Annotated in this window: 23 protein-coding genes and 1 tRNA gene; 15 read left to right on the forward strand and 9 right to left on the reverse strand. The window is 54.3% G+C overall.

The window, feature by feature from the left end; all coding sequences use genetic code 11:
- Positions 1-222: 222 nt before the first annotated feature.
- The 6 genes from ACTCIA_RS13770 to ACTCIA_RS13795 are packed head-to-tail and all read left to right on the forward strand — an operon-like array spanning position 223 to position 5,069.
- A complete protein-coding gene (locus ACTCIA_RS13770; protein ID WP_463002386.1) occupies positions 223-648 on the forward strand; it encodes a chalcone isomerase family protein in 426 nt (141 codons plus the stop codon).
- Entirely contained in the window at positions 617-796 is a 180-nt protein-coding gene (locus tag ACTCIA_RS13775; protein ID WP_463002387.1) for a chalcone isomerase family protein, read from the forward strand. Before ACTCIA_RS13770 ends, ACTCIA_RS13775 begins: the two co-directional genes overlap by 32 nt.
- The gene (locus tag ACTCIA_RS13780) at positions 793-2,205 is read left to right on the forward strand and encodes an MFS transporter (RefSeq protein ID WP_463002388.1); all 1,413 of its coding nucleotides are present in this window, start codon (positions 793-795) and stop codon (positions 2,203-2,205) included. Before ACTCIA_RS13775 ends, ACTCIA_RS13780 begins: the two co-directional genes overlap by 4 nt.
- A 26-nt stretch (positions 2,206-2,231) precedes the next feature.
- Positions 2,232-3,044, forward strand: coding sequence for a DUF1295 domain-containing protein (locus ACTCIA_RS13785; protein ID WP_463002389.1), 813 nt, complete (start codon positions 2,232-2,234; stop codon positions 3,042-3,044).
- Complete coding sequence (locus ACTCIA_RS13790) at positions 3,034-4,296, forward strand: NAD(P)/FAD-dependent oxidoreductase (RefSeq protein ID WP_463002390.1); 1,263 nt, start codon at positions 3,034-3,036, stop codon at positions 4,294-4,296. Before ACTCIA_RS13785 ends, ACTCIA_RS13790 begins: the two co-directional genes overlap by 11 nt.
- Positions 4,293-5,069, forward strand: coding sequence for a DUF1365 domain-containing protein (locus ACTCIA_RS13795; RefSeq protein WP_463002391.1), 777 nt, complete (start codon positions 4,293-4,295; stop codon positions 5,067-5,069). The genes ACTCIA_RS13790 and ACTCIA_RS13795 overlap by 4 nt, the downstream gene beginning before the upstream one ends.
- Before the next feature lie 21 nt (positions 5,070-5,090).
- Here ACTCIA_RS13795 and ACTCIA_RS13800 read toward each other — a convergent pair whose 3' ends face one another.
- Positions 5,091-6,320, reverse strand: a complete 1,230-nt coding sequence (locus ACTCIA_RS13800; protein ID WP_463002392.1) for a class I SAM-dependent methyltransferase — start codon at positions 6,318-6,320, stop codon at positions 5,091-5,093.
- Between the two features lie 129 nt (positions 6,321-6,449).
- Between ACTCIA_RS13800 and ACTCIA_RS13805 the strand changes: the two genes are divergently transcribed.
- The 7 genes from ACTCIA_RS13805 (at position 6,450) to murI (ending at position 13,060) form a co-directional block, all read left to right on the forward strand.
- Positions 6,450-8,660, forward strand: coding sequence for an ATP-binding protein (locus ACTCIA_RS13805; RefSeq protein WP_463002393.1), 2,211 nt, complete (start codon positions 6,450-6,452; stop codon positions 8,658-8,660).
- Between the two features lie 222 nt (positions 8,661-8,882).
- A tRNA-Ser gene (locus ACTCIA_RS13810) sits at positions 8,883-8,972 on the forward strand.
- A gap of 186 nt (positions 8,973-9,158) precedes the next feature.
- Positions 9,159-10,898, forward strand: a complete 1,740-nt coding sequence (gene dnaX / locus ACTCIA_RS13815) for a DNA polymerase III subunit gamma/tau (RefSeq protein ID WP_463002394.1) — start codon at positions 9,159-9,161, stop codon at positions 10,896-10,898.
- Positions 10,895-11,206: a YbaB/EbfC family nucleoid-associated protein gene (locus ACTCIA_RS13820; protein ID WP_463002395.1), complete on the forward strand. Its 312-nt coding sequence runs from the start codon at positions 10,895-10,897 to the stop codon at positions 11,204-11,206. The genes dnaX and ACTCIA_RS13820 overlap by 4 nt, the downstream gene beginning before the upstream one ends.
- 27 nt (positions 11,207-11,233) lie before the next feature.
- A complete protein-coding gene (gene recR, locus ACTCIA_RS13825; protein WP_463002396.1) occupies positions 11,234-11,833 on the forward strand; it encodes a recombination mediator RecR in 600 nt (199 codons plus the stop codon).
- Complete coding sequence (locus ACTCIA_RS13830) at positions 11,823-12,272, forward strand: YkgJ family cysteine cluster protein (RefSeq protein ID WP_463002397.1); 450 nt, start codon at positions 11,823-11,825, stop codon at positions 12,270-12,272. Before recR ends, ACTCIA_RS13830 begins: the two co-directional genes overlap by 11 nt.
- Positions 12,269-13,060 (forward strand): glutamate racemase, encoded by a 792-nt coding sequence (murI, locus tag ACTCIA_RS13835; RefSeq protein WP_463002398.1) that lies wholly within the window; start codon positions 12,269-12,271, stop codon positions 13,058-13,060. The genes ACTCIA_RS13830 and murI overlap by 4 nt, the downstream gene beginning before the upstream one ends.
- Before the next feature lie 38 nt (positions 13,061-13,098).
- Here the strand turns inward: murI and ACTCIA_RS13840 are convergent, their stop codons facing one another.
- The 5 genes from ACTCIA_RS13840 to ACTCIA_RS13860 form a co-directional block, all read right to left on the reverse strand.
- Positions 13,099-13,929: a universal stress protein gene (locus ACTCIA_RS13840; protein WP_463002399.1), complete on the reverse strand. Its 831-nt coding sequence runs from the start codon at positions 13,927-13,929 to the stop codon at positions 13,099-13,101.
- A gap of 62 nt (positions 13,930-13,991) precedes the next feature.
- Complete coding sequence (locus ACTCIA_RS13845; protein ID WP_463002400.1) at positions 13,992-15,665, reverse strand: chloride channel protein; 1,674 nt, start codon at positions 15,663-15,665, stop codon at positions 13,992-13,994.
- 102 nt (positions 15,666-15,767) lie between these two features.
- Entirely contained in the window at positions 15,768-16,478 is a 711-nt protein-coding gene (locus tag ACTCIA_RS13850) for a PTS sugar transporter subunit IIA (protein ID WP_463002401.1), read from the reverse strand.
- 88 nt (positions 16,479-16,566) lie between these two features.
- Positions 16,567-17,118 (reverse strand): HD domain-containing protein, encoded by a 552-nt coding sequence (locus tag ACTCIA_RS13855; protein WP_463002402.1) that lies wholly within the window; start codon positions 17,116-17,118, stop codon positions 16,567-16,569.
- Positions 17,119-17,363: 245 nt separating this feature from the next.
- Positions 17,364-18,233, reverse strand: coding sequence for a rhomboid family intramembrane serine protease (locus ACTCIA_RS13860; protein WP_463002403.1), 870 nt, complete (start codon positions 18,231-18,233; stop codon positions 17,364-17,366).
- Between the two features lie 151 nt (positions 18,234-18,384).
- Here ACTCIA_RS13860 and htpG point away from each other — a divergent pair, with 151 nt between their 5' ends.
- Complete coding sequence (htpG, locus tag ACTCIA_RS13865) at positions 18,385-20,310, forward strand: molecular chaperone HtpG (RefSeq protein WP_463002404.1); 1,926 nt, start codon at positions 18,385-18,387, stop codon at positions 20,308-20,310.
- 4 nt (positions 20,311-20,314) lie between these two features.
- Here htpG and ACTCIA_RS13870 read toward each other — a convergent pair whose 3' ends face one another.
- From ACTCIA_RS13870 to ACTCIA_RS13880, 3 genes are all read right to left on the reverse strand, one after another.
- Complete coding sequence (locus ACTCIA_RS13870; RefSeq protein ID WP_463002405.1) at positions 20,315-21,013, reverse strand: hypothetical protein; 699 nt, start codon at positions 21,011-21,013, stop codon at positions 20,315-20,317.
- Positions 21,010-22,377 (reverse strand): HD domain-containing phosphohydrolase, encoded by a 1,368-nt coding sequence (locus ACTCIA_RS13875; RefSeq protein ID WP_463002406.1) that lies wholly within the window; start codon positions 22,375-22,377, stop codon positions 21,010-21,012. Before ACTCIA_RS13875 ends, ACTCIA_RS13870 begins: the two co-directional genes overlap by 4 nt.
- A 100-nt stretch (positions 22,378-22,477) precedes the next feature.
- Entirely contained in the window at positions 22,478-23,254 is a 777-nt protein-coding gene (locus ACTCIA_RS13880; protein WP_463002407.1) for an amidohydrolase family protein, read from the reverse strand.
- Positions 23,255-23,638: 384 nt separating this feature from the next.
- Here ACTCIA_RS13880 and ACTCIA_RS13885 point away from each other — a divergent pair, with 384 nt between their 5' ends.
- A complete protein-coding gene (locus ACTCIA_RS13885; protein WP_463002408.1) occupies positions 23,639-25,483 on the forward strand; it encodes a PAS domain-containing sensor histidine kinase in 1,845 nt (614 codons plus the stop codon).
- The last annotated feature ends 3 nt before the right edge of the window (positions 25,484-25,486 follow it).

Here is a 25,486-nt window from a genome sequence, read left to right on the forward strand (position 1 = left end):
ACGCGCGATTTCTCAGAATTTCACGTACGGATAAGTACGCTGCATTCTTCGAAATCGCGCAAGCCTTGATCTTGAACTTTTTACAGCGCCATCTGAAAATCGACTTTTTACGAGCGCGTCAATAGATAATCGTTTCGCCATGATTATTATAAATTAGTGGTGAAACATGAATTGTGCAAAGCAGATTTCTCTGATCAGAAGATAGCCCGGAAAGGACTGGAGTTGAAAACAAAACCGCATGTGTGCATTGGTGTCCTGCTGGCATGGCTTTTCATTTCGGTTTGTCCCGCCGAAGCCCGGGAACCCGGCTTTGCTAAACAAAAAAACATAGATGGCCATACCCTGACCCTCCGCGGTACGGGTATGCTGCGCTACATGGTCTTTATCAAGGCCTACAAAGGCGCATTTTATCTTCAGGAAGGCAAAACCGCAGACCAGGCCACAGAAGGGAAGGCAGCCCGCTGCCTGGTGCTTCACTATTTTCAGCCCGTCAAGGCCGGAGATTTTGCCAAGGCCACCAGGGAAATGATCAAAAAAAACGTCTCTTCGGATCGCTTTTCCTCCCTTTTGCCAAAAATCGAAGAATTTAACGCCTTATACCGCGATATCACGCCAGGTGACCGTTATACGGCCGGCATACACCCCTGAAAGCAGAACCCGCCTGTGGTTCAATGACAAACTTCTGGGCGGGGTTGAAGGCGCATCCTTTGCTGCTGCATTTTTTGCCATCTGGATCGGTGAAAACCCCATAGACGAAACTTTCCGGGACCGTATGCTTGGAAGGCGCCGGTCGTGAGAAAGCTTTCCGCCGCAGCAAAGGCAGCCTATTCCGCCCCGGCATTTGCCCTGGCAGTGGTGGGTATTCCGGTATATGTCTATATTCCAAAGTTTTACACCGACGTGGTGGGGGTTCACATCTCGGCTCTGGGCGCCATTCTTCTGATTGTCCGGCTATTTGATGCGTTTACCGATCCAATGATCGGCATTTTCTCCGATAGGCTGCAGACACCCATGGGACGGCGGCGGCCGCTTATCGCCGCTGGCGCCGTGCTCACGGTTTTTGCCATCGCGCTATTGTTCAACCCGCCCCGGGAAATGGCCGCAGATGCGGCCGGGATGTATTTTATGGCCATGATATTTGCCCTGTTTTTATTCTGGACCGTGGTCATTGTCCCGTATGAGTCCCTGGGCCCGGAGCTGACCTTTGACTACAACGAGCGCACCGCTCTGTTTTCCATGCGCGACGGCGCCTTGATCGCCGGTACGGTGATTGCCGCGGCCATGCCGGGCGCGGTCCGGTGGGCCGCCGCTACAGACGCCAGTGCGGCCAGTGAACGCCAGACCTTTTTTATCCTGTCTCTGATCTATATACCGCTGATTCTGGGGGCCTGCGCATGGTGCGTGGCTGCTTTCCGGGAACGGCCCCGGCCGGCAGAACGCTCAGAGCTCCGGATTGGTCAATGGATCCGTGCAAGCCTGGCCAACCGGCCCTTTCGGATCCTTTTGATCGCTTACACCATCAGCGCCATCGGCAACAACCTGCCGGCGACGCTGATTTTTTATTACGTGGAGTATGTGCTGGAATCTTCCAAAGCGGATTTGTTTCTTGCCCTGTATTTTGTCACAGGCATTGTTTTTCTGCCCATGTGGGTGTATTTGGCCCGCCGGACCGGCAAAAAGGCTGCCTGGATCGCTTCCATGGCCATTAATACCGGCGCGTTTTTCTGGGTGTTTTTCCTGGGCGCCGGAGATGAGATGGTATACGGCATCCTGGTGTTTCTCTCCGGCATTGGTTTCGGGGCGACACTGGCCATCCCTTCGGCCATCCAGGCCGATGTTATTGACTATGACGAGTTGATTGCCGGCGACCGGCGGGAAGGGCTGTATATCAGCCTGTGGTCCATTGCCAAAAAACTGGCCGCAGCCGCAGGCGTGGGTGTAGGCCTGGCCCTGCTCGGGGTATCCGGTTACCGGCCGGGAGTCATTCAGTCCGATTCCGTGATTCTGACGCTGCGCGTGCTGTATGCGATGGTTCCCTGTCTGTGCAATGCCATCGCCATTGTCATTGCCCTGTACTACCCCATCAGCGGTGATATTCACCTCCGCATCCGGCAGGCCATAGAAGAGCGCGCCGCCGGCCGGGCGGTTGCGGATCCCCTGGTTTCCGGGCGCATCATTGGCCGGGCAGGGACAGAGCAGGGATAAACCGCCAACAAACAGAAAGTTATTTTATGGACACTGCTATTTTATTTGCCGTGAATCTGGTCGCGGCTGCCGGGTTTATGACGGCCGGCTGGGGAATCAGTCTGGTGCGCAGAAATGCCGCTGTTGCCGACATTTTCTGGGGTCCGGGTTTCGTGCTGGTGGCCTGGCTGACATTTTTCCAGGCAGACGGATTTTTCATGCGAAAGCTCCTGCTGGCCCTGATGGTGACCATCTGGGGCCTGCGTTTGTTTGTCCATATTGCCGGGCGCAGCCGGGGCAAGGGCGAAGATCCCAGGTATGCGGCCTGGCGGGCGCAATACGGGCAAAGGTTCTGGTTGGTGAGCCTCTACAGGGTGTTTCTGGTGCAGGCGCTTTTTTTGTGGGTCATTGCCATCGGTGTTCAGTACGGCCAGGTGGCTGCACAACCCGCCCATCTGACATGGCTGGATGCAGCCGGCTTTTTGATCTGGGTTTCCGGCTTGATTGTTGAATCTGTGGCCGATTACCAGCTCCGGGACTTTCTGTCCGCTTCGGAAAACCACGGCCGCGTGATGGACCAGGGCCTCTGGCATTACAGCCGGCACCCCAATTATTTCGGCGAAGCCCTGGTCTGGTGGGGCATCTTTGTTATGGTGCTGTCTGCACCCCTGGGATTTTTGACCATTGTCAGCCCGCTGGTGATCACATACACCCTGCTGCGGCTCACCGGCGTAACCCTCATGGAAGAAACCGAGTTTTCCGACAACCCTGAATACCAGGCCTACATCCGGCGGACCAGCGCATTTGTGCCCTGGTTTCCCGACAAAGGCCGGGAAAAAGGAGCTGATCATGACAAATGAATCCGGTCTGGACATTGCCGTGGCAGGCGGCGGGGTGGCCGGTATTGTTGCGGCATACCTGCTTGCCCGCCGCCACCGGGTGACCCTGTATGAAAAAAACAGCTACGTGGGCGGCCACACCCATACCATCGAAGTCGATGAAGGCAATGGATCTGCTGCATGCGTGGACACGGGATTCATTGTTTTCAACGACCGCACCTATCCCAATTTTATCCGGTTTATCAAGCAGCTGGGCGTATCCCGGCTGCAAAGTGCCATGTCATTTACCTACTGGGACCCGGGCATGGGGTTTACCTACAACACCACCCGTCCCTTTGCAGACAAAAAAAACCTGCTGCGCCCGTCGTTCTGGCGCCTGCTGTTTGAAATCGACCGGTTCAACAAAACAACACGGAGATGGCTGGCACAAAACCGCCTGGCGGACATGAGCCTTGGCCAATACCTGCACCAGGCCGGATTTTCCGCTGCATTAACACAACATTACGTCGCACCCGTAAGTGCCGCCATATGGTCCACGGGCCAGCGGGATATACTGGATTTTCCGGCGCAAACCTTTGCCCGGTTTTTTGAAAACCACGGGCTGCTGTCTTTTTCCGGCCAACCCAGGTGGTATACCATCCAGGGTGGCAGCCATGCCTACGTCAAGGCCTTTTTAAAAACATTTCCGGGAACGGTGCACACCGCCTGTCCGGTGAAAAAAATCGCCCGGGAAAACGGGCGGGTGCGGCTATGGACCCATGAGGCAGAAGCCGTTCATGACAAGGTGGTGATCGCCGCCCATGCAGACGAGGCCCTGGCAATGCTGACAGATCCTTCTGATGCCGAGACAAAGCTGCTTTCGGCCTGGCAGTATGCCCAAAACCGGGTCATTCTGCACCGGGACACCAGTTGCCTTCCGCCCCTGCAGGCGGCCTGGGGCTGCTGGAATTACAGGCAGGGGGCAAAAAAGGCCGTCCGCGGTCCCGCAACCCTGACCTATTACATGAACCAACTCCAGCAGCTGGCCTCTCAGCATCACTACTGCGTCACCCTGAATCCGGATTATCCCATAGAGCCGGGCCATATGATTGCGGATCTCAATTATGCCCATCCCATGTTTGACAAAGAGGCTACGGCCACACAGGCGGATCTGCCCGGCTTAAACGGGGTCAACAACACCTGGTTTTGCGGCAGCTATTTCCGCTACGGCTTTCATGAAGACGCGGTGATGTCGGCTGCGGCCGTTGGCAAAGATTTCGGGATTGAACTATGAATTCGAAAATTTATACAGGCTTTGTGGAACATACCCGTCATCTGCCGGTGTATCATCATTTTCAATACCCGGTCTACATGTACGGCATTGACATTGATGAACTGCCCCTGCTGGACAAAAAACTGCCGTTTTTCGGCTACAACCGGCTGCGGCCCGCAACCATCAATGATACCGATTACCTGGACCAAAAACCGGGCAGCATAAAGGAAAAGCTTCTGGAGCTGCTGCCCGAAGCCGAAAGGGCACAGGTGGCAACTGTTATGCTGATCACCTCTGCCCGGTATTTTCATTATATTTTCAACCCGGTTTGCTTCTATTACTGCTTTGACCGACAGGGAGCAATGGTTTGCCTGGCAGCCGAGGTGAGCAATACTTACGGAGAGCGGCACGTTTATCTGCCCAGGCCCGCGGCCCCGGACACATCTGAACCGGGAACCCTGCAATATACCGCTGACAAGGCCTTTCACGTATCGCCGTTTAACAACATGAGCGGCCGATACGATTTTTTCTGCACCCTGCCGGGCCAAACCGTAAATTTGGCCATCCATCTGGTCCGGGAAGGTGAAAAAATCTTTGAGGCCCGTTTTCAGGCAAAGGGCCGGGAGCTGACCAGGGCGGCCCACCTAGGGCTATTGCTACGCCATCCGGTCATGCCGCATCTTACCATGCCCAGAATCATTTTTGAAGCCATGCGCCTGTATTACCGGAAGCACATGCCCTGGCATGACAAGCCGGCCCCTTCAGATCCCATGACCATCCGGCACAAGCGGTAAATCAATCTTTGCAGCCCATATCTATGAGTTGTATATAAAACCCCTGTCCATTGGATAATCCGTAGTGTTTCCCTTGCAAAAAGTAATCTGGTAGAGCCGCAGCACCGAATTGGGGGTCCGGAAAAACTCGGCACAGGAATGAAGATAGGCCCGCCAGGTCCGGCGGAAGCGTTCATCAAACAGCCTGGGATTGTAACTGTTGATCATTGCCCAGTTTTCATCAAACCTTTCCGCCCACTGATCCAGGGTCAGGGCATAGTGGCGGCGGAGATTTTCAATGTCGAGTATTTCCAGGCCGTGGACTGCCATTAAATCAATGGTCTCGGTCAGACCGGGCAGATATCCGCCGGGAAAAATATGTTTCCGGATAAAAAAGTCCGTGTCCATGGGACGGTCATGGGCGATAAAATGCAGCAGGCCGATTCCCCCGGGCTTCAGGCATTGCGCCATGGACCGGATCCAGTCTTCCAGCTGGCCTTTTCCCGCATGTTCGTAAACCCCCAGGGATGCGTACTTGTCATATTTGCCGGCCACCTGCCGGAAGTCACTTTCCTGGACGCGGATTTTATCGGCAATGCCATCCTGCCGGGCCTTGTCTACCAGCCATCGGTTCTGGTCTGTTGCAGGGCTTAAGTTGGTGCCAACCACACCATAATTTTTTACCGCATGAAAAAGCAGCGAACCCCAGCCGCCGCCCACGTCGATTAAGTGCTCGCCTTCCTTGAGCCGCAGTTTCCGGCAGACATGATCGAGCTTGTTTTCCTGTGCCTGACGCAGACTCTGGGTGCCCTCTTTCCAATATGCGCAGGTGTAGGTCATGGTGGGATCGAGGTATTGCCAGAAAATATCCGATCCGCGGTTGTAGTGAGCCAGGGCGTTTTTTACGCCCCGGCTGCTTTTCCGGTTGCCAAACAGCAGCTCGTGCCACAGGTTGCGCATCCGGATAAGGGGATGGAAAATACGCGTCTGCCGGGCGGTTTGCACCAAAGACGGTTCATTGTCGGCGGTTGCCCGAATCAGGGCTTTTAAATCCCCTTCTATATCCACACCGCCGTTAATGTAGGATTCAATCAGTCCCCATCCGAAAAACAGCATGGAATTGAACTGGGCTGTTTTTGTCTTATACCGGATCACAAAAGCCGGGGGCCCGGTGCCATGAGCATAACAGGTGCCGTCTGCAAAAACGATTTTAAAGGCAATCGGTGTTTTGCCCAGAAACCTGACATACATTGCTTTCAAAAAACCCACCATCTTGATTTCCCCTGGCTTTTTTGGCTGTTTTTCTGCAGTATACCATAAACAGGCTAAAGAAGTAAGCATTCACCCCGATAGGAGAACAAGCCTGATGCATTTTTACGAAAAAAACCAAGGAAGCAATCATTGCGCAAAATATGGGGCATGATCAAAACAATCGCCTTGCCGCCCGGCAGGGACCGGGTTTGGGCCCCAAGCGATGAAATCCGCATGATGCAGGAACGCTTCTTGCGGAGGCTGCTCTACATCAGTGCAATCGCCTCGGTGCCGGCCCTTTTTATCGCTTCAAAAGAAGCCCGGGCCATCGGGGATAATGTTTCTCCATTGTTTTACCTGACCCTGTTTGTCATTATTGCCGCCATGACGCTATTGCAGAATCGCATGGCTTTTTTTTGGAAGACATCGCTTTTGCTGGCCGTCTTTTTTGCCTGTGGTTTCCACAATCTCATCCATTTCGGCTTCAGCGGTGCGGGCATTCACATTTTTCTGATTATTTCTGTCCTGATGACGGTGCTCCTTGGGCAAAGAGCCGGAATCCTGACCCTTATCGCCGGCCTGGCGACCATTGTCGGGGTGGGAGTGGCCATGAGCACCGGCGTTGTAAGTGTGGACGCAGACCTCAACTTTCTCTCAAAACAGATGATCTCCTGGCTCACCGCAGCCGGTGTTTTTGTCTTTTTCGCCGGTGCCGGCGTCCTTATACCGGGAAAACTGCAAAACGAAATGGTGCGGTCCCTTGAAGCACAAAAACTTCAATCCAATGAACTTTCCAGGGCCAACGCAGAACTGAAAAATGAGATCTTCAGGCGCAAACAGGCTGAAGATGCCTATCGGCTGCAGGCCCTGGTGCTGGATCAAATTCAGGACCGCGTAACAGTGACCGATCTGGACGGCAATATCACCTATGTCAACAAGGCCGAAGCCCAGGCCCCGGCTTTTTCACAAAAAGCACACAATCACGGTGCTGCGGTGCTTTGCAGTCCGGATACGGATAAAACCGCTTCAATTGACCGGATTATGAAACAAACAAAGCAAAAAGGATATTGGCACGGAAAGATGTCCGGCAGCACGGCAACCGGAAATGAAGCTTTCATGGATTGCCGCACGCAATTGATCCATGACACAATCGGCAACCCTGTTGCAGTATGCTTCATTGCCACCGATACCACCGAGCAGGTGCGGCTGGAAAAGCAGCTGAATCAGGCCCAGAAGATGGAGTCCGTGGGACGCCTGGCAGGAGGTGTGGCCCATGATTTCAACAACATGCTGTCCATCATCAATGGGTATGCCGAGCTTTGCCTGGACCAGCTTGATCCTGCGGAGCCGATTTATAAAAATATCCGTGAAATATACAGCGCCGGAAACCGCTCAACCGCAATTGTCCGGCAGCTGCTGGCATTTGCCAGAAAACAGACAGCTTCCCCCCTGCCGGTTGATCTCAACGAAACGATTTCAAATATGGTCAAAATGCTGCAGCGCCTTATCGGCGAAAACATTCACCTTCAATGGTACCCCGGAAACAACCTGTGGAAGATCAGAATCGATCCTTCACAAATCGATCAGATCATGGCCAACCTTGCCGTAAACGCCCGGGATGCCATATCCGATGTGGGCAGGCTGACCATAGAGACGAAAAATGTTATTTTTGACGATTCAGACTGGCAATCCCTTGCAGGGCTTCCGCCGGGGCAATACGTCATGCTGGCTGTAAGCGATAACGGATGCGGCATGGATCCAAAAACCATGGACAGCATTTTTGAGCCGTTTTTCACCACCAAAACCGCAGGGGAGGGAACGGGCCTCGGCTTGTCAACGATTTACGGCATTGTCAAGCAAAACAAAGGACTTATCAACGCCTACAGTGAGCCGGGAGAAGGAACAAGCTTTAAAATATATCTTCCAAGGCACACAGAAGAACCATCCTCGTCCGTGGGCGCACAAGAACCCGAACCACAACTGCCCACCGGCTCGGAGACCATCCTTGTGGTTGAAGATGAAACAGCAATTCTGCAATTGACCGGCAGCATGCTTAAAAAGCTGGGTTATACGGTCATCAATGCTGAAAGCCCAAGGGCTGCATTGCATCTTGCAAAATCGTATGAAGGAAAGATACAACTTCTCATCACCGACGTTGTCATGCCGGAGATGAACGGCCGGCAGCTTTTCCGGCAATTGTCCGCCTGCGATCCTGAAATCAGGGCCCTTTACATGTCGGGTTACACATCCGGGGTCATTGCCCAGCACGGCGTTCTTGAAAAAGGCGTTCAATTTATTCAAAAACCATTTTCCATCCGGGAACTGGCCTCAAAAGTGAGGGAGGCGGTTGGACCGGCTTAGAGGCATTGCCAAAACAAGGGCAACCCGGCAAAACGATCAGATGGACCGGATCTGCAACTTTTTAAACCAGATTCCTTGACAACCACCCAAAGGCCGGGTATAACACCCACTGCATGACGGGGCCGGCCTGGTGATGTTTCCTGCCGGGACGAAACGCCCCTTTGCTTTTTGGTATTTAAGGAAAAACAATTTTTAAGGGGCTCCCATAAAAAACGTGCCTGCGGAGAGATGACCGAGAGGCTGAAGGTGCACGCCTGGAAAGCGTGTGTACCCGCAAGGGTACCGAGGGTTCGAATCCCTCTCTCTCCGCCACTTTTTATGCCCGGAAACAAGGCACTGATCGACAAGAACCCTTCCCCATCATCTCTGCTTTTGCTGTTACCGCCGAAATCCGCCGGCCTGTAGAGACAATCCAAGGCAAATGCCGGCATTTCCGGAAGCGGCCAATGACAGGGATGATGCACGCATCAACAAGCAGGGATTGAAGGCACCGCCGGCATGGCTTATCTGGTTTTTGCACGCAAATACCGTCCGCAGCAGTTTGACGATGTCATCGGCCAGGCCCATATCACCCGCAGCCTGGCCAATGCGGTCACCACCGGGCGCCTGGCTCATGCCATTTTGTTTTCCGGCCCCCGGGGCACGGGCAAAACCACTGTTGCGCGGATCCTGGCAAAATGCGTTAACTGCCATAACGGCCCCACGGACAAGCCCTGCAACCAATGCCCCTCCTGCCGGGAAATTACCACCAGCAATGCCGCTGATGTGTTTGAAATCGACGGGGCGTCCAACAACAAGGTGGAAAACGTCCGGGAACTTCGGGAAACGGCCAAATACAAGCCCTCTTCCAGCCCGTATAAGATTTTTATCATCGACGAGGTCCACATGCTCAGTGATGCGGCCTTCAACGCCCTGTTAAAAACCCTGGAAGAGCCCCCGGCCCATGTACTGTTTTTCTTTGCCACCACAGAGCCCAACAAGATCCCGGTTACCATCCTCTCCCGGTGCCAGCGCTACGACTTCCGGCGGGTGGCCATTGACGATATCACGGCGCTCATGGCGGAAATCTGCAGGCAAGAGCAGATGCAGATCAGCCAAAACGCCCTGGCTGTTATTGCCCGGGAGGCAGACGGCAGCATCCGCGACGGGTTAAGCCTGCTCGACCAGATTGTGACCTGCAGTTCCGAAAAGGTTTCAGATGAGCAGGTGGTGGAAATGCTCGGGGTCATTGACCGGCAGGTGCTTTTTGATGCCGCAGACGCCCTTTTTTCCGGAAATGCCGCCGCCCTTGTAGGCATCTGTGATGCCCTGTACCGCCAGGGCCGGCATTTGCTGCGGTTTTATTCCGAGCTGATCGTGCATTTCAGAAACCTGCTGCTGATCAAAATGGGCGGGGCGGAAAAAAGCCTTACAGACGTTCCCGAACATGAAAAAAAACAAATGGCCAAACAGGTGGAGCATGTCAGCGAGCCCTATCTCAGCCAGATCGTCAACACCCTGTTTTCCGACGAGTGGCGGATCAGACAGTCTGTCTCGCCCAGACATGCGCTGGAGATGACCTTTTTCAAGCTCCTTCAGATCCGGCCGGCCATGTCCATGGACACGCTCATTGAAAAGCTCGACCAGCTCAGACAGGAAATGAGCGGACGGCTTCCGGTAAATGCCGTGCCGGAAGCGGCATCCGAACCCCGGAACCCGGAGCCCGCGGCTTTACCGGAAAACCTGCATCCCGGCCCTGAGCCTGAGCCGGAGCCGGAAACTGCACCTGAGCCAGTACCGGAGCCGGCGCCGGAACCCGACGGCCCGGAAACAGCGTCAACACCCGAAGACCCGGCTGCCGGCTATGAAACCAACGAAGCGTTATGGGCGGCATTAAAAAACCATATTGCAGCCCAAAAACCGTCTCTGGCCGCATGCATGGGCGAAAGCCAACTCCGGGAGATAAACGGCAGCCGACTGGTCATTGATATCAAGTCATCAGGCAGCAACATCGAGCTCCTTGACCGAAAAAAAAGCATCACCCGCATGGAGCAGCTCTGCAGCGAATTTCTGAAAAAAAATGTCCGGGTGGAGCTCAATATTTCCAGAGAGGCCAACCACTCGGAAAAACGCAAACAGGAAGCCAAAACCCTCAGGGAAGAGGCATTAAACCACCCCCTGGTGGATGCGGCAGTCAAAACATTTAACGGCAAAATTGTAGATATCAAAATATTGCCCGCAGGAGGAAATACACAATGAAGAATATGGGAAAACTCATGAAGCAGGCCCAGCAGCTGCAGGATAAAATGAGCAAGCTGCAGGAGGAAATGGCCGACAAAACCATCGAAGCCACTGCAGGCGGGGGCATGGTCAAGGCCGTGGCCAACGGCAAGCAGCAGGTGGTCTCCATTCAGATTGAAAAGGAAGTGGTGGACCCCGAGGACGTGGAAATGCTCCAGGACCTTGTGCTCGCAGCGGTCAACGACGCTTTGGGCCGCGCCCAGGAAATGGTTTCCGAGGAAATGAACAAGCTCACCGGCGGCATGAATCTTCCGGGCATGATGTAAGGCGCGAAAAAAGGCGGCCCGTTTTCTATGAAACACTATCCAGAAGCCATGTACCGGCTTATCCGGCAGTTCTGCAAACTGCCCGGAATCGGGCAGAAATCCGCGGAGCGCTTTGCCATGTATTTGCTGAGCGCACCGGAAGCCGAAGTTGCAGCCCTTTCCAAAAGCATCGGGGAGCTGAAAAAACAGGTCACGGTCTGCAAGACCTGTTTCTGCTTAAGCGATCAGGAAACCTGTGCCATCTGCCGGGATCCGGGCCGGGACAGCGGCCTTGTCTGCGTTGTGGAAAGCCCGGCAGACATGGCGGCCATTGAAAAATCCGGAGCATTTACCGGGGTCTACCATGTGCTCCAGGGGCTGATTTCTCCCATGGACGGTTTCGGCCCGGAAGAAATCCGCATCCGGGAACTTGTTGCCCGGGTACGCGCAGGCACTGTCAAGGAAGTGGTGATTGCCACCAGCACCAGCGTGGAGGGCGAGGCCACAGCCGATTATATTGACAAGGCCTTAAAATCCTTTGAGGTCAACGTCACCCGGATTGCTTCCGGGGTTCCCATGGGCGGGGAACTCAAGTATATCGACCAGGTGACCCTGAAAAAAGCCATGGAGGCCCGGCGTGCGGTCTGAAATCACCCCGGAAGACCTGTTTGAGTGCCAGCAGTGCGGCCAGTGCTGCCATGGCTACGGGGGCACCTATATTACCCGCACCGACATTGAAAGCATTGCCGCATACCTGGGCATTTCAGAAGACGTTTTTCTTTGCCGGTACTGCACACCGTCTGCCGGCGGCTACGTGCTGGCCCAGAAGGACGACGGGTTCTGCGTGTTCTGGGACCAGCTCTGCACCATCCACCCGGTCAAACCCCGAATGTGCCGTGCCTGGCCGTTTATTGAAAACCTGTTGAAAAACCCCGCGGGCTGGGATGTGATGGCAGAAGCCTGCCCGGGCATGCGCACGGGCTTTGACAAAGACGACATCCTGCGCTGCGTGCGCGAAAAACTCGACCAACGCCATGCCATGCAAAACCGGCAATCCGGTTCATCGGCGGACGGAAAAAGCTCATGATCGGCATATTTGACTCCGGCATCGGCGGACTCACCGTGGTTCGGGCGGTCATGGACGCGCTTCCCGACCATAACATTGTATATTTCGGGGATACGGCCCGGACGCCGTACGGCAACAAAAGCGGCCGCACAGTGGTGGAATATTCCATCCAGAACACCGAGTTTCTGATTGAAAAAGGGGCCAAAATTATTGTCATGGCCTGCAACACCGCATCCAGCGTGGCCACCCAAACCCTCCAGGACCGCTTTGACCTGCCCATTTATGAAGTCATCAGCCCGGCCGTGGACCTGGCCCTGGAACAGACGCGCAAAAACATCATCGGTGTGATCGGCACCCGGGCCACCATTGAAAGCGGCATCTACGAGGAAAAAATCCGCCGGCGCAGTGCTGAAACAAAAGTGCACTCCGCAGCCTGCCCCCTGCTGGTTCCCCTGGTGGAGGAAGGCTGGACAGACAAGCCTGAAACCCGAATGATTGTCAAAAAATACGTCCACCCCTTAAAGGTCAGACAGATTGACACCCTGATTCTCGGCTGCACCCATTATCCGGTAATCAAGCCGGTCATCGCCCATAAAATCGGCAAAAAGGTGCGCATCATCGATTCCTCTGTGGCCCTGGCCGGGCAAATCCGGCAATTTTTAACAGACAACCCGGAAACAGATGCCAGGCTGGGCAAAAACGGCACAACCCGGTTTTACGTCTCTGACATCACCCGCCAGTTTCAGAAAACCGCAAAAAGTGTGATCCGGCGGCCCATTGAATTAAACCGGGTGGATCTCCAGCTTTAAATCTCACCTGAACCCAGCGTTTTAATCTTTATCCGGTATCAGATGACTGCCCGGTAATTGGGGCCCACAATCAGAATGCTGTTGGGCGTAACCGTCTGCACGACCTCCATGGTGGAGCCGAAAAGCAGTTCCTTGATTAAACCATGACCGTAGGCGCCCAGAACCAGCAGGGCATCGTGGGGGATTTCATACAGATTTTCCTCAAAGAAGCGGTTTTCAAAAATTTGCCATGTGCGCACGTAGTTATCAAACTCCTCCTTGAGTCCGGCCTCCTGGAGAATGTTTTCATAATCCTCCCGGGAACGGCTTTCCGGATGGGAAAACACGTCCAGGGGCAGGCCGCACCGGCGGCTGAGGCGGATGCCCAGACGCAATGCCTTGACCGCGTTGGAAGAGCCCCCAAACAGCACGGCAATGCTTGTCCACGGCTTGTAAACCGCACTGGGGATCAATACGGGAAACCGGGCGGACTTGACAATGCGCCGTACCCGGGGACCGATGTATCCCAGACCGATTTTCGAAGACAGATCCGAGATGCTTCTGGGACAGCACATGAAATCAAAATCCACGGGAACATCCGGAAGGGTTGAAGCGGTAAAATGTTTGGGGGTAAAAAACCTGGGCTGCGGCAGTCCCATGCCCTGCACGATCTCGGAGGCGTGCGTTTTTGCGCTGTCCGGGGCCTTTAAATAGGAGGCATCCAGATCCACCTGAACCACGTCGTTTTCAAAATACATCAAAAATTTGATATAATCGGGGATGTAGATCAGCGGCAGGATTTCCAGCTGTTTACAAAAATAAGCCGATTGCAGCAGCATTTCCCTGCCCAGGGGAGTGTTTCGGAAAATGTGGAGCATCTGCATTTCCATGGTGCATCTCCTTTTATTGCGGCCCGCTCTCAGCCGGCGGCAAACCGGCCTGGCCCCGGGGGTCAGTGAAGGGTCTGGACCATTAATTCGTTTCTGTACTTGTCCAGCAGGGTGGCCTTGGAAATCATGCCGATAAACCGGTCGGCCGATACCACCGGCATGCTGAACAAACCCTTTGTATCCATTCGGGCAAGCACCCCTGAAAGCTCGTCATGAATATCAACGGTCTCAACGTCTGTTTCCATGATCTGTTCGAGAAAGACGGTTTCATAGAGCAGCGGGTCAAACAGGTACGGCCGGATATCATCGAGATGAATCATGCCTTCGAATTGCCCGGTTTCCGGATCCACCACAGGGAAATAATTTCTGTGGGATTGCTGGACCACCCGGATGAACTCGCCGAGCCGCATGCTGCGGGACACTGTTTTGCAGTCGGTTTCCACGAGTTCGGCAATGCTTAAATCCGCCAGGACCTTGGCATCGGTTCTGGGCCGCAAATACTGCCCCTTTTCCACCAGGTCCCGGAAATAAAAGGATGCCGGCTCCCAGGCATGGCAGATGGTTGTGGACAGGGCTGAGACCAGGATCAGCGGCAGAATGGTCTCATATCCGCCGGTGATCTCAACAATCAGAAAAATGCCGGTCAACGGGGCCTGCAAAATCCCGCTGACCAGGCCGGCCATTCCCAGCAGTGCAAAACATCCCTCGTTGACCAGAGACAACCCCGGCCAGAGCATTTCCAGAAACCGGTGATACATAAGCCCGGAGAAACTGCCGATGACAAGGCACGGGGCAAATATGCCCCCGGATCCGCCCCAGCCCAGGGTAAAAGATGTGGCCGCGATCTTGGCGGCCACCAGCAAAAGCACCAGGCCCAGGCCCGGAACAAAGGAGCCCTCCACCATCTGGCGGATGGAATGATACCCCTCGCCGAGCACTTCCGGCAGCATCAGCCCGATTGCACCCACCACGCATCCGCCCAAAAAGGCGCGCATCCAGAAGGGCAGCGGGATTTTTCCGGAAACATGATGGGATCCCCGCAAAGCACGGGTCAGGGCAATGGAAACAAGAGCGGTGACAACAGCCAGTCCGATGGCGGCAAGCGTTGCCGTAATCCCCACCTCAAAGCGAAGGTGGGTAAATGCGATCTGCTTTCCCTGAAGCAGCCGACTGACCTGGGCGCCGGCCACGGAAGCCACGGCAATGGGGACGATATTGCGGGCGGACCACTCGCCCACAATAATCTCAATGGTAAACACAAGCCCGGCGATGGGGGCGTTGAAAATGGCCGCCAGCGCACCCGCGGAACCGCACCCGACAAGGGCGATGCGCTGGCGTTCGTTTAAGGAAAAAAACTGGGCAACATTGGAGCCGATGGATGCCCCGCTCATGACCACGGGAGCTTCCGGGCCGGCCGAACCGCCGCTGCCGATGGTCAGACACGAGGAAATCAGCCGGGAAAAAGCCGAACGCAGCCGCAGCAGACCGCCGTGGCGCGATACACTATAAACCACCTCGGGCACGCCGTGGCCGGCGCCTTCCCGGACCCCCTTTTCAAGAAACAGCGAGGACAGCATGGCCCCGATGCCCGGCAGCACAAACAGCCACCAGTGGGTGCGCAGCCCGGACAACGCTCCGGCCATGAAATGAAGCCCGGTATTCAGCGCCACTGCCGCCAGACCGCTGCACACGCCCACCAGGGCGCCGATGGCGATCAACAGCAGTCGGTCGTCCATGCGGAACCACACCCACCTGGAAGGGGTTCGCCAAATTTTTGATCCTGAAAACAAAGTCAATTTTATTTGCCGGTATTTCAGTGAGATGGAAAAAACGCGAATTTATTCACCGTTGTTTAAACGCTGGTCAAATTCGGCCATTTTGTTTCTGAGGGTTTCAGGCTCAGGCCGCTGGGACAGAAGCGCCAGAAACGAATTGTCCCTGAGACAGAAAGACAGCCGGGAAAGCAGGTGCAGATGCTGCCGGGCCGTGGTGGCCACCAGCACAAAAAGCACGTGCACCGGCTTTTTGTCCACAGCCTTGAAATCAACCGGCTTTTCCAGAAAACAGGCCGCCATCTGGTCGGCAATGCCGCTGTTGCTAAGGGGTGTTCGGGGATGGGGTACGGCAACCCCGTTGCCGATGCCCGTGGACATCATCTGCTCTCTTGCCACCAGGCTTTCATAAAGCACGCGCCGGGCAGTGTCGGACCCGAGTTGCTGCATGGCTGATACCGCCGAATCAATGACCTGTTCCACGGTATCGCCGGCAATGTCGTAATAGATACCCCCGTGATCAATGGCCTCTGAAAGGGTTTCCATCTTCTGGTCCGGTTTTTCCTCCTGTTTTTCGTCGGGAAGACAAAACGACAGGTTGTGGGTCCTGGCCCATTTTTTCAGCGCGGTGTCGGAAAACACACAGGAATCCCCGATTTTTTTCGCCGGAATACGGCCCTGGCGGATCCACCGTTCGATGGTGGTCACCGGCATCTGCAAACACCGTGCAAACTCGTTTAGCTTCAGCTCCATTGCAAAATGGTCCTTTTTATCCATTCACCGGCGGCGATATCACTGCTCGCCTGAATTTACAAACATCATAAGATACAACAAAATGCCTTTTATTTCAAGGATTTTATCCGTGCTATTCGGCATAGGTTTCCATCCACCATGCATCCCAGCTGCGCGTGGAGACAGCTTCGGCCAGATTTTTGCCAAGTTCGGTTTTCAGCCTTTTTCTTACCACCGGCAGCCATTTTTCCGGTGTTTTACCGCCCACATCGGAAATGGATTTCAAATCGAGAATAAAGGCCAACTGATCCGCATCATGGGCGAGCCGGGCCTCCCGGGTCTGCTGGCCGTTGAACTCGGCGAGCAGTTCGGCAATGTCATTGTCAAAGGGCAGATTTTCCACCACATCGGCAATGGCCCGATCTTCGTCTGCGGTGACGTATTTTTTCTGTACGTAATTCAAGTCACCGATGCGGGCTTCGGGAAGATCATGGAGCAGGCACATGGATACCAGGCGCTGGCCGTCGACTTCCGGTTCCATCCTGGACATGACAAAGGCGATAAACGCCGCTGTAAAGGAGTGCTCCGCAACAGACTCCCGGCCTGCACCCAGAAACGCAAATCCGGTCCTGGGAATATTTTTCAGAATTTTGGCTTCAAACAACAAATCCGCGATGGCTTTCATTTCAACTCCTGATAAGCCTGTAAAAAATCATTTTTACAGGCAGTGTTAAGTGTTGATGGCGCCGTAAAAAGTCCAATATCTGCGTTAGGCGCAATTTCTCAGAATTTCACGTACGGCTAAGTACGCTGCATTCTTCGAAATTGCGCAAGCCTTGATCTTGAACTTTTTACGGCACCATCTGAAATCAATTAAGTGTTAAGTAAAATCAAAAAGTTATTTTTTTTATTGGTCACTGAACAGGTCTTTTAAAACAATTGTTTCCATGCGCCAACAGCACAGGCGCCAATTACAATGACCGCGCACAGGACAAGGCAGATAACCTGACCCCGTGGGGAGATGGCTTTATGGGCACCGGCATATCCGATTCCGATCAATATGCCAACAAGAAATCCAAACAAGTGGGCGGCCAGATCCACGTGCTCGCCTGCCCCCAGAAACCCCAGCAGTGCCAGGCCGCAGGCCAGGGGCAGCCAGGCTCCCGCCTTTTTCCGGGGCACAGCACGGCGGCGCAGAAACTGGTAACCCGACAAAATGCCAATGGCGCCAAACACGGCCGTGGATGCGCCGATGGACACGTGACCGGACTCATACATCACGGCATTGACCATATTTCCCCCGGCGCCGGCGGCCAGGATCATGAGCATGCCCGCCCCCCACCCGGCCACGTGGCAGACCGCCGTGGCAAAAACAGCCAATCCGGCCATATTGCCCAGCAAATGCACGGCATCGGCGTGCAGCATCAGGGCGGTCACGGTACGGTAAAACTCGCCGTCCATGATTTTCCAGGCAGAGGCTCCGAAGTCGTTCCAGACCTCATGGATATCGGCTGTGCGGGAAACACCCGCATGCACCGCCGCCATGAGCGCTGCCGCCCAAATACCGGCATATCCATGATCCTGCGACGGCAGCGGGCTTTGATCAGCAACATCAGACGGCCGGTTCTCCCGGAAATAGCTGTCCACGGCATTGCGCGCACGGGAAAAATCGCGTGCAGCCACCCATATACCCCACCCATTGCTGTCTTTGCGCACCCGAAAGGGAATCCCGGAGGCCTTCAGAATCAATCCGCACAGATCCGCACTGTCAGCGGACATGTTTTCATAAAGCTCTATCATGGATGGTTAAATCCATTTTCCACGGGTTGACAAATCCAAAACAAGCATCATTATATGGACAAACCAGTCACGCGGCACAAGGCCTTCCTTTTGTGGAATCCGGTTTACAAGCCATTGGACAACAACACAACATAAAAACAGGAGTCGGACCATGACACCCAAAGCCGAAACCTATGAATTTCAAACCGAAGTCAAGCAACTGCTCAACATTATCATCAATTCCCTGTATTCCAACAAGGAGATTTTTCTCAGGGAACTGATTTCAAACGCCTCAGACGCAATTGACAAGGCCAGCTTCCAGGCCCAGACCGATCCGGACATTCTCGGCGATGACACGGAGTTTAAAATCAAACTGGCGGTTGACAAGGAAAACAAAACCCTGACGGTATCGGATAACGGCATCGGCATGACAAAAGACGAGGTCAAGGAAAACCTGGGTACCATCGCCAGAAGCGGCACTGCGGCATTTCTGGAGGCCCTGGAAAAATCCAAACAGGAAGACGCCCTGACCCCGGAACTCATCGGCCAGTTCGGCGTGGGTTTTTACAGCGCCTTTATCGCGGCCGACAAGGTCACGGTGATCACCCGGGCGGCCGGCGAGCAGACCGCAACCCGTTGGGAATCGGCCGGAGACGGATCCTATACCATTGAAGAGACCGACAAGCCGGGCCGCGGCACCGACGTGATCCTGCATCTTTCCCCCAAGGTCCTGGAAGAAGAGGATTTCACCGAGGAATGGACCATCCGGCGCATTGTCAAGCGCCATTCGGATTTTGTGCGCTACCCCGTGGTCATGGACGTGGAGCGCGAGGAGCCCGAAACTGACGCAGACGGCAATCCCGTTGAAGGCGGAGAGAAGAAAAAGGTGGTCCGGGAAGAAACCTTAAACTCCATGAAGGCCATATGGGCCAAGAACAAAAACGAGATTACCGACGAGGAATACAACGACTTTTATTCCCATATCTGCCATGACTGGAACCCGCCTTTAGACCGGATGCACATCAAGCTCGAGGGAATGACCGAGTACACCGCCCTGCTCTATATCCCGGCCCAGGCGCCCTTTGACCTGTTTTCCCCGGAACGCCAGCACGGGGTCCAGCTCTACAGCCGGCGGGTTTTTATCATGGAAAACTGCCGGGAACTGCTGCCCGAATATCTCCGGTTTATCCGCGGGGTGGTGGATGCCCCGGACCTGAATTTAAACATCAGCCGGGAACTGCTCCAGCAGGATGCCCTGGTGCGCAACATCCGCAAGAACCTGGTCAAAAAGATTCTTGAAAAACTCGAAAACCTCGATGAAGACACCTTTGAGAAATTCTACAATGAATTCGGCGCAGTATTAAAAGAAGGGGTTTATTCGGATTTTGAAAACCGCGACCGGCTCACAAAGCTGATCCGCTACAAGACCACAAAATCCGAAGACAAATGGCGGTCTCTGACCGAGTATGTCAATGACATGAAATCCGATCAGACTCACATCTATTACATCACCGGCGATAACTTGAGCACCATGCTAAACAGTCCGCATCTGGAAGCACTCAGAGAAAAGGATTACGAAGTTTTGCTCATGACCGACCCGGTGGATGAATTCGTGGTGCAGACACTGACGGAATTTGAGGGCAAAACCCTGCAAAGCGCGGAAAAAGGCGATCTCGACATTGACGAAACAGACGAAAAGCAATCCGAAACCTACGCGGACCTGTTTAACAAAATCCAGGGCCATCTGGATGAAAAGGTCAAGTCGGTAAAGCCCTCCTCTCACCTGAAAAACTCGGTTTCCTGTCTTTCCGGGGATGCCTATGACATGAGCGCATACATGGAAAAGCTGCTCAAGGCTTCGGGCCAGACCGTACCCCAGTCCAAACGGATACTGGAGTTAAACACCAGCCATCCGGTCATGGAAAAAATCCGGCAGATCCATGAAAGCAGCCCGGATGACGAGTCGCTGAAGGATTACAGCCACCTGCTCTATGACCTGGCGGTCATTGCCGAAGGCGGAAAGGTGGAAAATCCCTCGCGCTTTAACAAAATGGTGGGCGATCTCATGGCCGGGGCCATCGGCTCCAAGGCCGCATAAAAACTTACCTGGATTCCTGCTCCGGGCCGGGGCCGATTTTTTTGAGGTTGGCCAGCTGCCTTTCAGCGGTTTCAATGGCGCTGCGGCCGGCCCGGTGCATGGGATCAAACACAATAATTTTTTCCCAGATTTCAATGGCGTCTTCAAGGCGTTCCTGCCGGTAGGCGGAAAGCCCTTCTTCCATGAGCTGCTGGGCGCATTTGGCAATGCCGGCATCCAGCTCAGCCGGCGTTAAACGGATTCTGGAGGCAAGGGCCGGATCTTGCGGATAATGCGTTTGTGCCGCACGAAACAGCCGGCCCGCGTCTGCCGGCCGGTCCTGCTCCAGCCTGGATCCGGCCTCCCGGATGGCCCTGTTGACCGCCCGGACATAAGCAGATGACACACTCTGATCACCGGCCCCCTGACGGACATTTTCTCCCACGCCGTCAAGGGCGGCCAGCACATCGCCCTGCGCCAGGTGACGCTCGATTGCATTTTTCTCTGCGGTGCCCGCACCTTCGGCTTTGACGGTCTCTGGCCGGGAACCGGTGCTTTCGGCGCTGTCCCTGGAGGATGCGTCTTTTTCACCTGCGGGCGCGGGCTTTTCTCCCGGGTCCGATCCTATCGGAAAATCCGGCCACTGCACCGGAATATAACTGCAGCCGCTGAAAACCAGCAACCCGATAAACACTGCATGGAATAAAAACGCGTTTCGCTTCATATGGCCTCACCGGAAAAGGGGATTTCCCCGACCTGGTCAAATTCATTTAAGGCTTCAAGAAATATATCGGCCAGATGCGGACAAAATTGAACCCCTTTGTAATTTTTTATTTCCCTGGCCGCATCATTTCTGGGCCGGCCCCTGCGGTAGGGCCGGGATGTGGTCATGGCATCAAAGCAGTCGGCAATGGCGACGATTCTGGCATGCAGATGGATTTGGTCGCCTTTGAGACCGTATGGATAGCCGTTGCCGTTGTGCCACTCGTGGTGCTGGAGCACTGCGGGAATATATTTGTGCAAAGATGCGGACAGGCGCAGAATTTCCGCACCATGCACCGGATGCTGCTGAATAATGGCATATTCTTCCCGGCTCAGGGGCTCGGTTTTGGCCAGAATCCTGTCCGGGATTTTGATTTTTCCGATATCATGGAGAAAACAGGCCATTTCCAGCTCTTTTAACGCCTCCCGGTCCAGTCCCAGTTTTTTGCCCATTTGCAAAGACAGCCAGGCCACCCTTTCCGAATGGCCGAGGGTATACTGGTCCCGGGCATCCAGGGCAGCGGCCAGTATGCGCACCATGGAGGTATAGGATTCCTCAAGGTTTTGGGCGTAGCTTTCCAGGCTTTGCTGCTGGACCTGGAGCATTTTTGACATTTCATTGAAATTCCGGGTCAGGTCGCCAAGCTCATCACGGGACGTGACCTTGATCTCCACGCCCCTTTTGCCGGACTTGACCCGGGAAACCCCGGCAGCCAGCCGCTTGACCGGCGCGGTAAAAAACGAAGACAGCACCAGGGTTCCGGCCACGCCAAAACCCAGGGTCAGAACGGCAATCAGGCAGATCTTTTTGCGGGCGGCCTGTCTGGCAGACGCCAGGACATCGGCTTTCAGGCCGATAATCACGTCTCCCACCCGGTTTTCGGCAAAGCGGATCGGGGTTTTAAACTCGTAGCAGGACACTCCGTCCCGCTTAATTTTTTTTGTCTGAAAATTAACCGTGTGCCTGACCATAGGACCCTTAATATCAGCAAAGGGCTCTCCAACAGCAGACAGCCGGTTATGGGCCAGGATGACGCCATTGTGGTCCACAATGCTCATGTAGGCCACATCGCTCTGGGATTCGGTGATTTTGGCCACCAGGTTGTCCAGGGCCAGCTGATTTTCGGACAAAATGCTGAATCCGGCAGGCGTGGCCGCGCTCAGGGCCACAGAAGACCCTCTTTTGATCAGGGAATCCAGCAGAAAATCATTCATTGTGGAAGTCACCACCACGGCGGAACCAAAGGTTGTGGCAGCGATAAGGGTCAAAGTTACCAGGGTCATCTTCAAACCAATGCCCCAGGGGCGGTTCCAGAACCAGGTCATGCCGGGACGTTCTCCTTGATACATCACATCTGCGGTGCAAAAATCCCGAAGGAACAATTTTGCGCCCGCATTTTCGTGCAACCATCTCTAGCACAAAAAATCATTTTCGCCAATTCATAAGAGCGCCACCCTGCCCCTGGGCCATTAATTTTCCGAAATTGCCGCCGGCAAGGGCCTTTTGCAGATTTTGCGAAAGCGGCAGGCCCTGAATTTTGTTAAATTCACTCACAGGGTCGCCAAACGGGAAATCCGAGCCGAACATGATCCGGGTGCCGCCGTAGCATGCGATATAATCCAGGATTTCATGCCGGGAGGCAAGGCTGGTGTCCGTGTAGACCCGGGGATTTTCCCAGAGCCCGCTTCTTGCAATGGCCCGGTATCCGCCGTTTAGCATGCCCAGATGCGGAATGATCACATTGACGCCTTGTGCAATTTCATTGACAAACCGCAGGGTGTTGGAAAGTTCCTCTTCAAACACCACAGGCAGGCCCCGGCGGCGGATTTCGGCCACTGCCGCAGCACAGGCCGGATCTTCATAGTGATATACAGGCTCATCCGCATGCCGGTGCCATTTGATCCCGCAATGCCGGTCATCGAGCTGATCCACGGCAAAATCGTTCCAGATGAAAAAGTACGGAAAAACCTGAAATTCGCGGTTCTTCAGGCCGAGCAGATACTGGTTTGAAGCCTTTCGCTGCTTTTGCCAGGCTTTGTTATCGGTAAAATCCGGATCATTGCGGTCATAGATTTCCATGACCGGGGAAAACATGGCCGCGCCTGCAATGGAACTGTTTTTGACCGCAGCCAGGTAATCTTCAAACGCCTGGGGCGGAAACCGGTCATATATCCCGCAATGGGCATGGGCGTCAACAATCATCACAGCACTCCCTTTTTGTCGGCAAATGACAATTTGGTATTTTATATTATTTTCCGCCTTCCTGCAATCCCGTGCTGCCCAATGTGCCTGCAGAAAGCAAGCCCTGCGGCCGGGGTCAGTTTTTGAAGCGACCCCGTCCTGGACTTCCCCGGAAGTTGGTTTTCAGATGGCGCCGTAAAAAATTCATGATCAAGGCTTGCGCGATTTCGAAGAATGCAGCGTACTTATCTGCACGTGAAATTCTGAGAAATCGCGCGTAACGCAGATATTGAATTTTTTACGGCGTCATCAACGGTTTGATTGTTGACTTTGCAGGCAATTCTCATATATTTGAAATACAAGCAGTTACACAGGACCCAAAAATTTTATCCAGGGGCAAAGACCATGGAAAGAGAAAAATGGATGCTCAAGGCCATCTTTGACACCATTGAAGACGGCATTTACGTGATTGATCAGGATTACACCATTGAATACATGAATCGGCGGATGATCGAATTTTTCGGGGATGGCACCGGGGAGAAATGTCACCGCCTGGTTAACAACAGCGAATCGCTTTGCCCATGGTGCCGGGCTCCCGAGGTCTTCGGGGGCAAAAGCCTCCACTGGGAGTTATACGTGCCCAAGGCGGAAAAGACCTTTGCCCTCACGGAACTGCCCCTGAAAAACCCGGACGAGTCGGTTTCCAAGCTGTGCATATTCCGGGACATCACCGAGCACAAACAGCGCGAGGCCCAGCTTGCCGCATCCGAGGAAAGATACCAGAATCTTTTTGAACACGTCGGCGTGGGAGTTTACATCAGCAGCAAGGAAGGCCGGTTTCTGGACGCCAACCAGGCATTTATCAGCATGATGGGTTATTCCGGCAAGGAAGAGATTTTAAATCTGGATATCACCCGTGACCTGTATGTCCGCCCCTCGGACCGGCCAAAGTTCCAGGAGATGATCGAACGCGAAGGCCGGGTGGTGCAGTATGAGGTGGAATTTAAGAAAAAGGACGGCACCCCGATCACGGTTTTGTTAACCAGCCATGTGCGATACGACCACAACGGCAACATTCTGGGTTACGAGGGCATCACCGAGGATCAGACCGAGCGCTACATGATGGAAAAAAAGCTGCGGGAAGCCCACGATTTCATGAACAAAATCATCCAAAGCTCTCCGAGCCCCATCATGGCCGCAGACCTGAAAGGAAATATCTTCATCTGGAACCGGGCCGCAGAAGAAACCCTGGGATACCCGGCCTCGGAGACCATCGGAAAGATGCACATCACCAAGATCTATCCTGAGGGACTGGCTTACAGGATCATGAAAATGGTCCGCAGCCCGGAGCACGGCGGCGTGGGGCAGCTGCGTTCCCATCCCATGCTCTATGTCCGGCGCGACGGCGAGGTCATCGACGGCTCGCTTTCCGCTACCATGATATACGATGATGACGGCAATGAGGTGGCCACCGTGGGCTCATTTGTGGACATGACCGAGCGCATTGAAATGGAGCGCACCCTGCGCTCCACCCAGGAGCAATTGCTCCAGTCCGAAAAACTGGCCGCCATGGGCCGGCTGACCTCCCAGATCGCCCACGAGTTAAACAACCCCCTTTTCGGGATCATGAACACCCTGGAACTGCTGAAAACTGAAATCACGCCGGAAAACAAACGGCGAAAGCTTCTTGATATGTCGCTTTCCGAAACCGTTCGGCTTGCGGAAATGCTGCGCAAAATGCTGTCTTTTTCCAAGCCCGATCAGGAGGAAAAAGGCCCGGTCAATATCAACACCATTATTGATGAGCTGCTGATGCTCCACGAAAAACAGCTCCAGGAAAACAGCATCAAAATCAAAACCGAGCTTGCAGAAGCGCTTCCGGAAATCAATGCATCCAGAAATCAGATGCGGCAGGTGTTTTTAAACATGATCTCCAATGCCAAAGACGCCATGCCCGAAGGCGGCACACTCACCTTCCGCAGCTGGCACAAGGATAAAAACGTGTTTGTCGAAATCACCGACACCGGTCAGGGCATCTCAGAGGAAAACATTAACCGGATCTTTGATTCGTTTTTCACCACAAAAGACACGGTCAAGGGCGTGGGCCTGGGCCTTTCTGTGTGCTACGGATTTATCAAAGAGCACGGCGGAGACATCAAAGTCAAAAGCCGTGCCGGAGAGGGCACCACCTTTACCATTTCCCTGCCCGCCCATGCAGACCAGCAGGCCGGCAGCGAAAAACAGGCTTGACAA

The organism is Desulfosalsimonas sp., assembly GCF_055149105.1.

What these genes read in the sequence shown, in the direction of transcription:
- htpG (WP_463002404.1), top strand. Translation starts at nt 18,385, where the DNA reads ATGACACCCAAAGCCGAAACCTATGAATTTCAAACCGAAGTCAAGCAA.
- ACTCIA_RS13885 (WP_463002408.1), top strand. Translation starts at nt 23,639, where the DNA reads ATGGAAAGAGAAAAATGGATGCTCAAGGCCATCTTTGACACCATTGAA.
- ACTCIA_RS13855 (WP_463002402.1), bottom strand. Translation starts at nt 17,118, where the DNA reads ATGAAAGCCATCGCGGATTTGTTGTTTGAAGCCAAAATTCTGAAAAAT.
- ACTCIA_RS13845 (WP_463002400.1), bottom strand. Translation starts at nt 15,665, where the DNA reads ATGGACGACCGACTGCTGTTGATCGCCATCGGCGCCCTGGTGGGCGTG.
- recR (WP_463002396.1), top strand. Translation starts at nt 11,234, where the DNA reads ATGAAACACTATCCAGAAGCCATGTACCGGCTTATCCGGCAGTTCTGC.
- ACTCIA_RS13860 (WP_463002403.1), bottom strand. Translation starts at nt 18,233, where the DNA reads ATGATAGAGCTTTATGAAAACATGTCCGCTGACAGTGCGGATCTGTGC.
- ACTCIA_RS13850 (WP_463002401.1), bottom strand. Translation starts at nt 16,478, where the DNA reads ATGGATAAAAAGGACCATTTTGCAATGGAGCTGAAGCTAAACGAGTTT.
- ACTCIA_RS13870 (WP_463002405.1), bottom strand. Translation starts at nt 21,013, where the DNA reads ATGAAGCGAAACGCGTTTTTATTCCATGCAGTGTTTATCGGGTTGCTG.
- dnaX (WP_463002394.1), top strand. Translation starts at nt 9,159, where the DNA reads ATGGCTTATCTGGTTTTTGCACGCAAATACCGTCCGCAGCAGTTTGAC.
- ACTCIA_RS13880 (WP_463002407.1), bottom strand. Translation starts at nt 23,254, where the DNA reads ATGATTGTTGACGCCCATGCCCATTGCGGGATATATGACCGGTTTCCG.
- ACTCIA_RS13820 (WP_463002395.1), top strand. Translation starts at nt 10,895, where the DNA reads ATGAAGAATATGGGAAAACTCATGAAGCAGGCCCAGCAGCTGCAGGAT.
- ACTCIA_RS13800 (WP_463002392.1), bottom strand. Translation starts at nt 6,320, where the DNA reads ATGGTGGGTTTTTTGAAAGCAATGTATGTCAGGTTTCTGGGCAAAACA.
- ACTCIA_RS13840 (WP_463002399.1), bottom strand. Translation starts at nt 13,929, where the DNA reads ATGGAAATGCAGATGCTCCACATTTTCCGAAACACTCCCCTGGGCAGG.
- ACTCIA_RS13795 (WP_463002391.1), top strand. Translation starts at nt 4,293, where the DNA reads ATGAATTCGAAAATTTATACAGGCTTTGTGGAACATACCCGTCATCTG.
- ACTCIA_RS13875 (WP_463002406.1), bottom strand. Translation starts at nt 22,377, where the DNA reads ATGACCTGGTTCTGGAACCGCCCCTGGGGCATTGGTTTGAAGATGACC.
- ACTCIA_RS13790 (WP_463002390.1), top strand. Translation starts at nt 3,034, where the DNA reads ATGACAAATGAATCCGGTCTGGACATTGCCGTGGCAGGCGGCGGGGTG.
- ACTCIA_RS13785 (WP_463002389.1), top strand. Translation starts at nt 2,232, where the DNA reads ATGGACACTGCTATTTTATTTGCCGTGAATCTGGTCGCGGCTGCCGGG.
- murI (WP_463002398.1), top strand. Translation starts at nt 12,269, where the DNA reads ATGATCGGCATATTTGACTCCGGCATCGGCGGACTCACCGTGGTTCGG.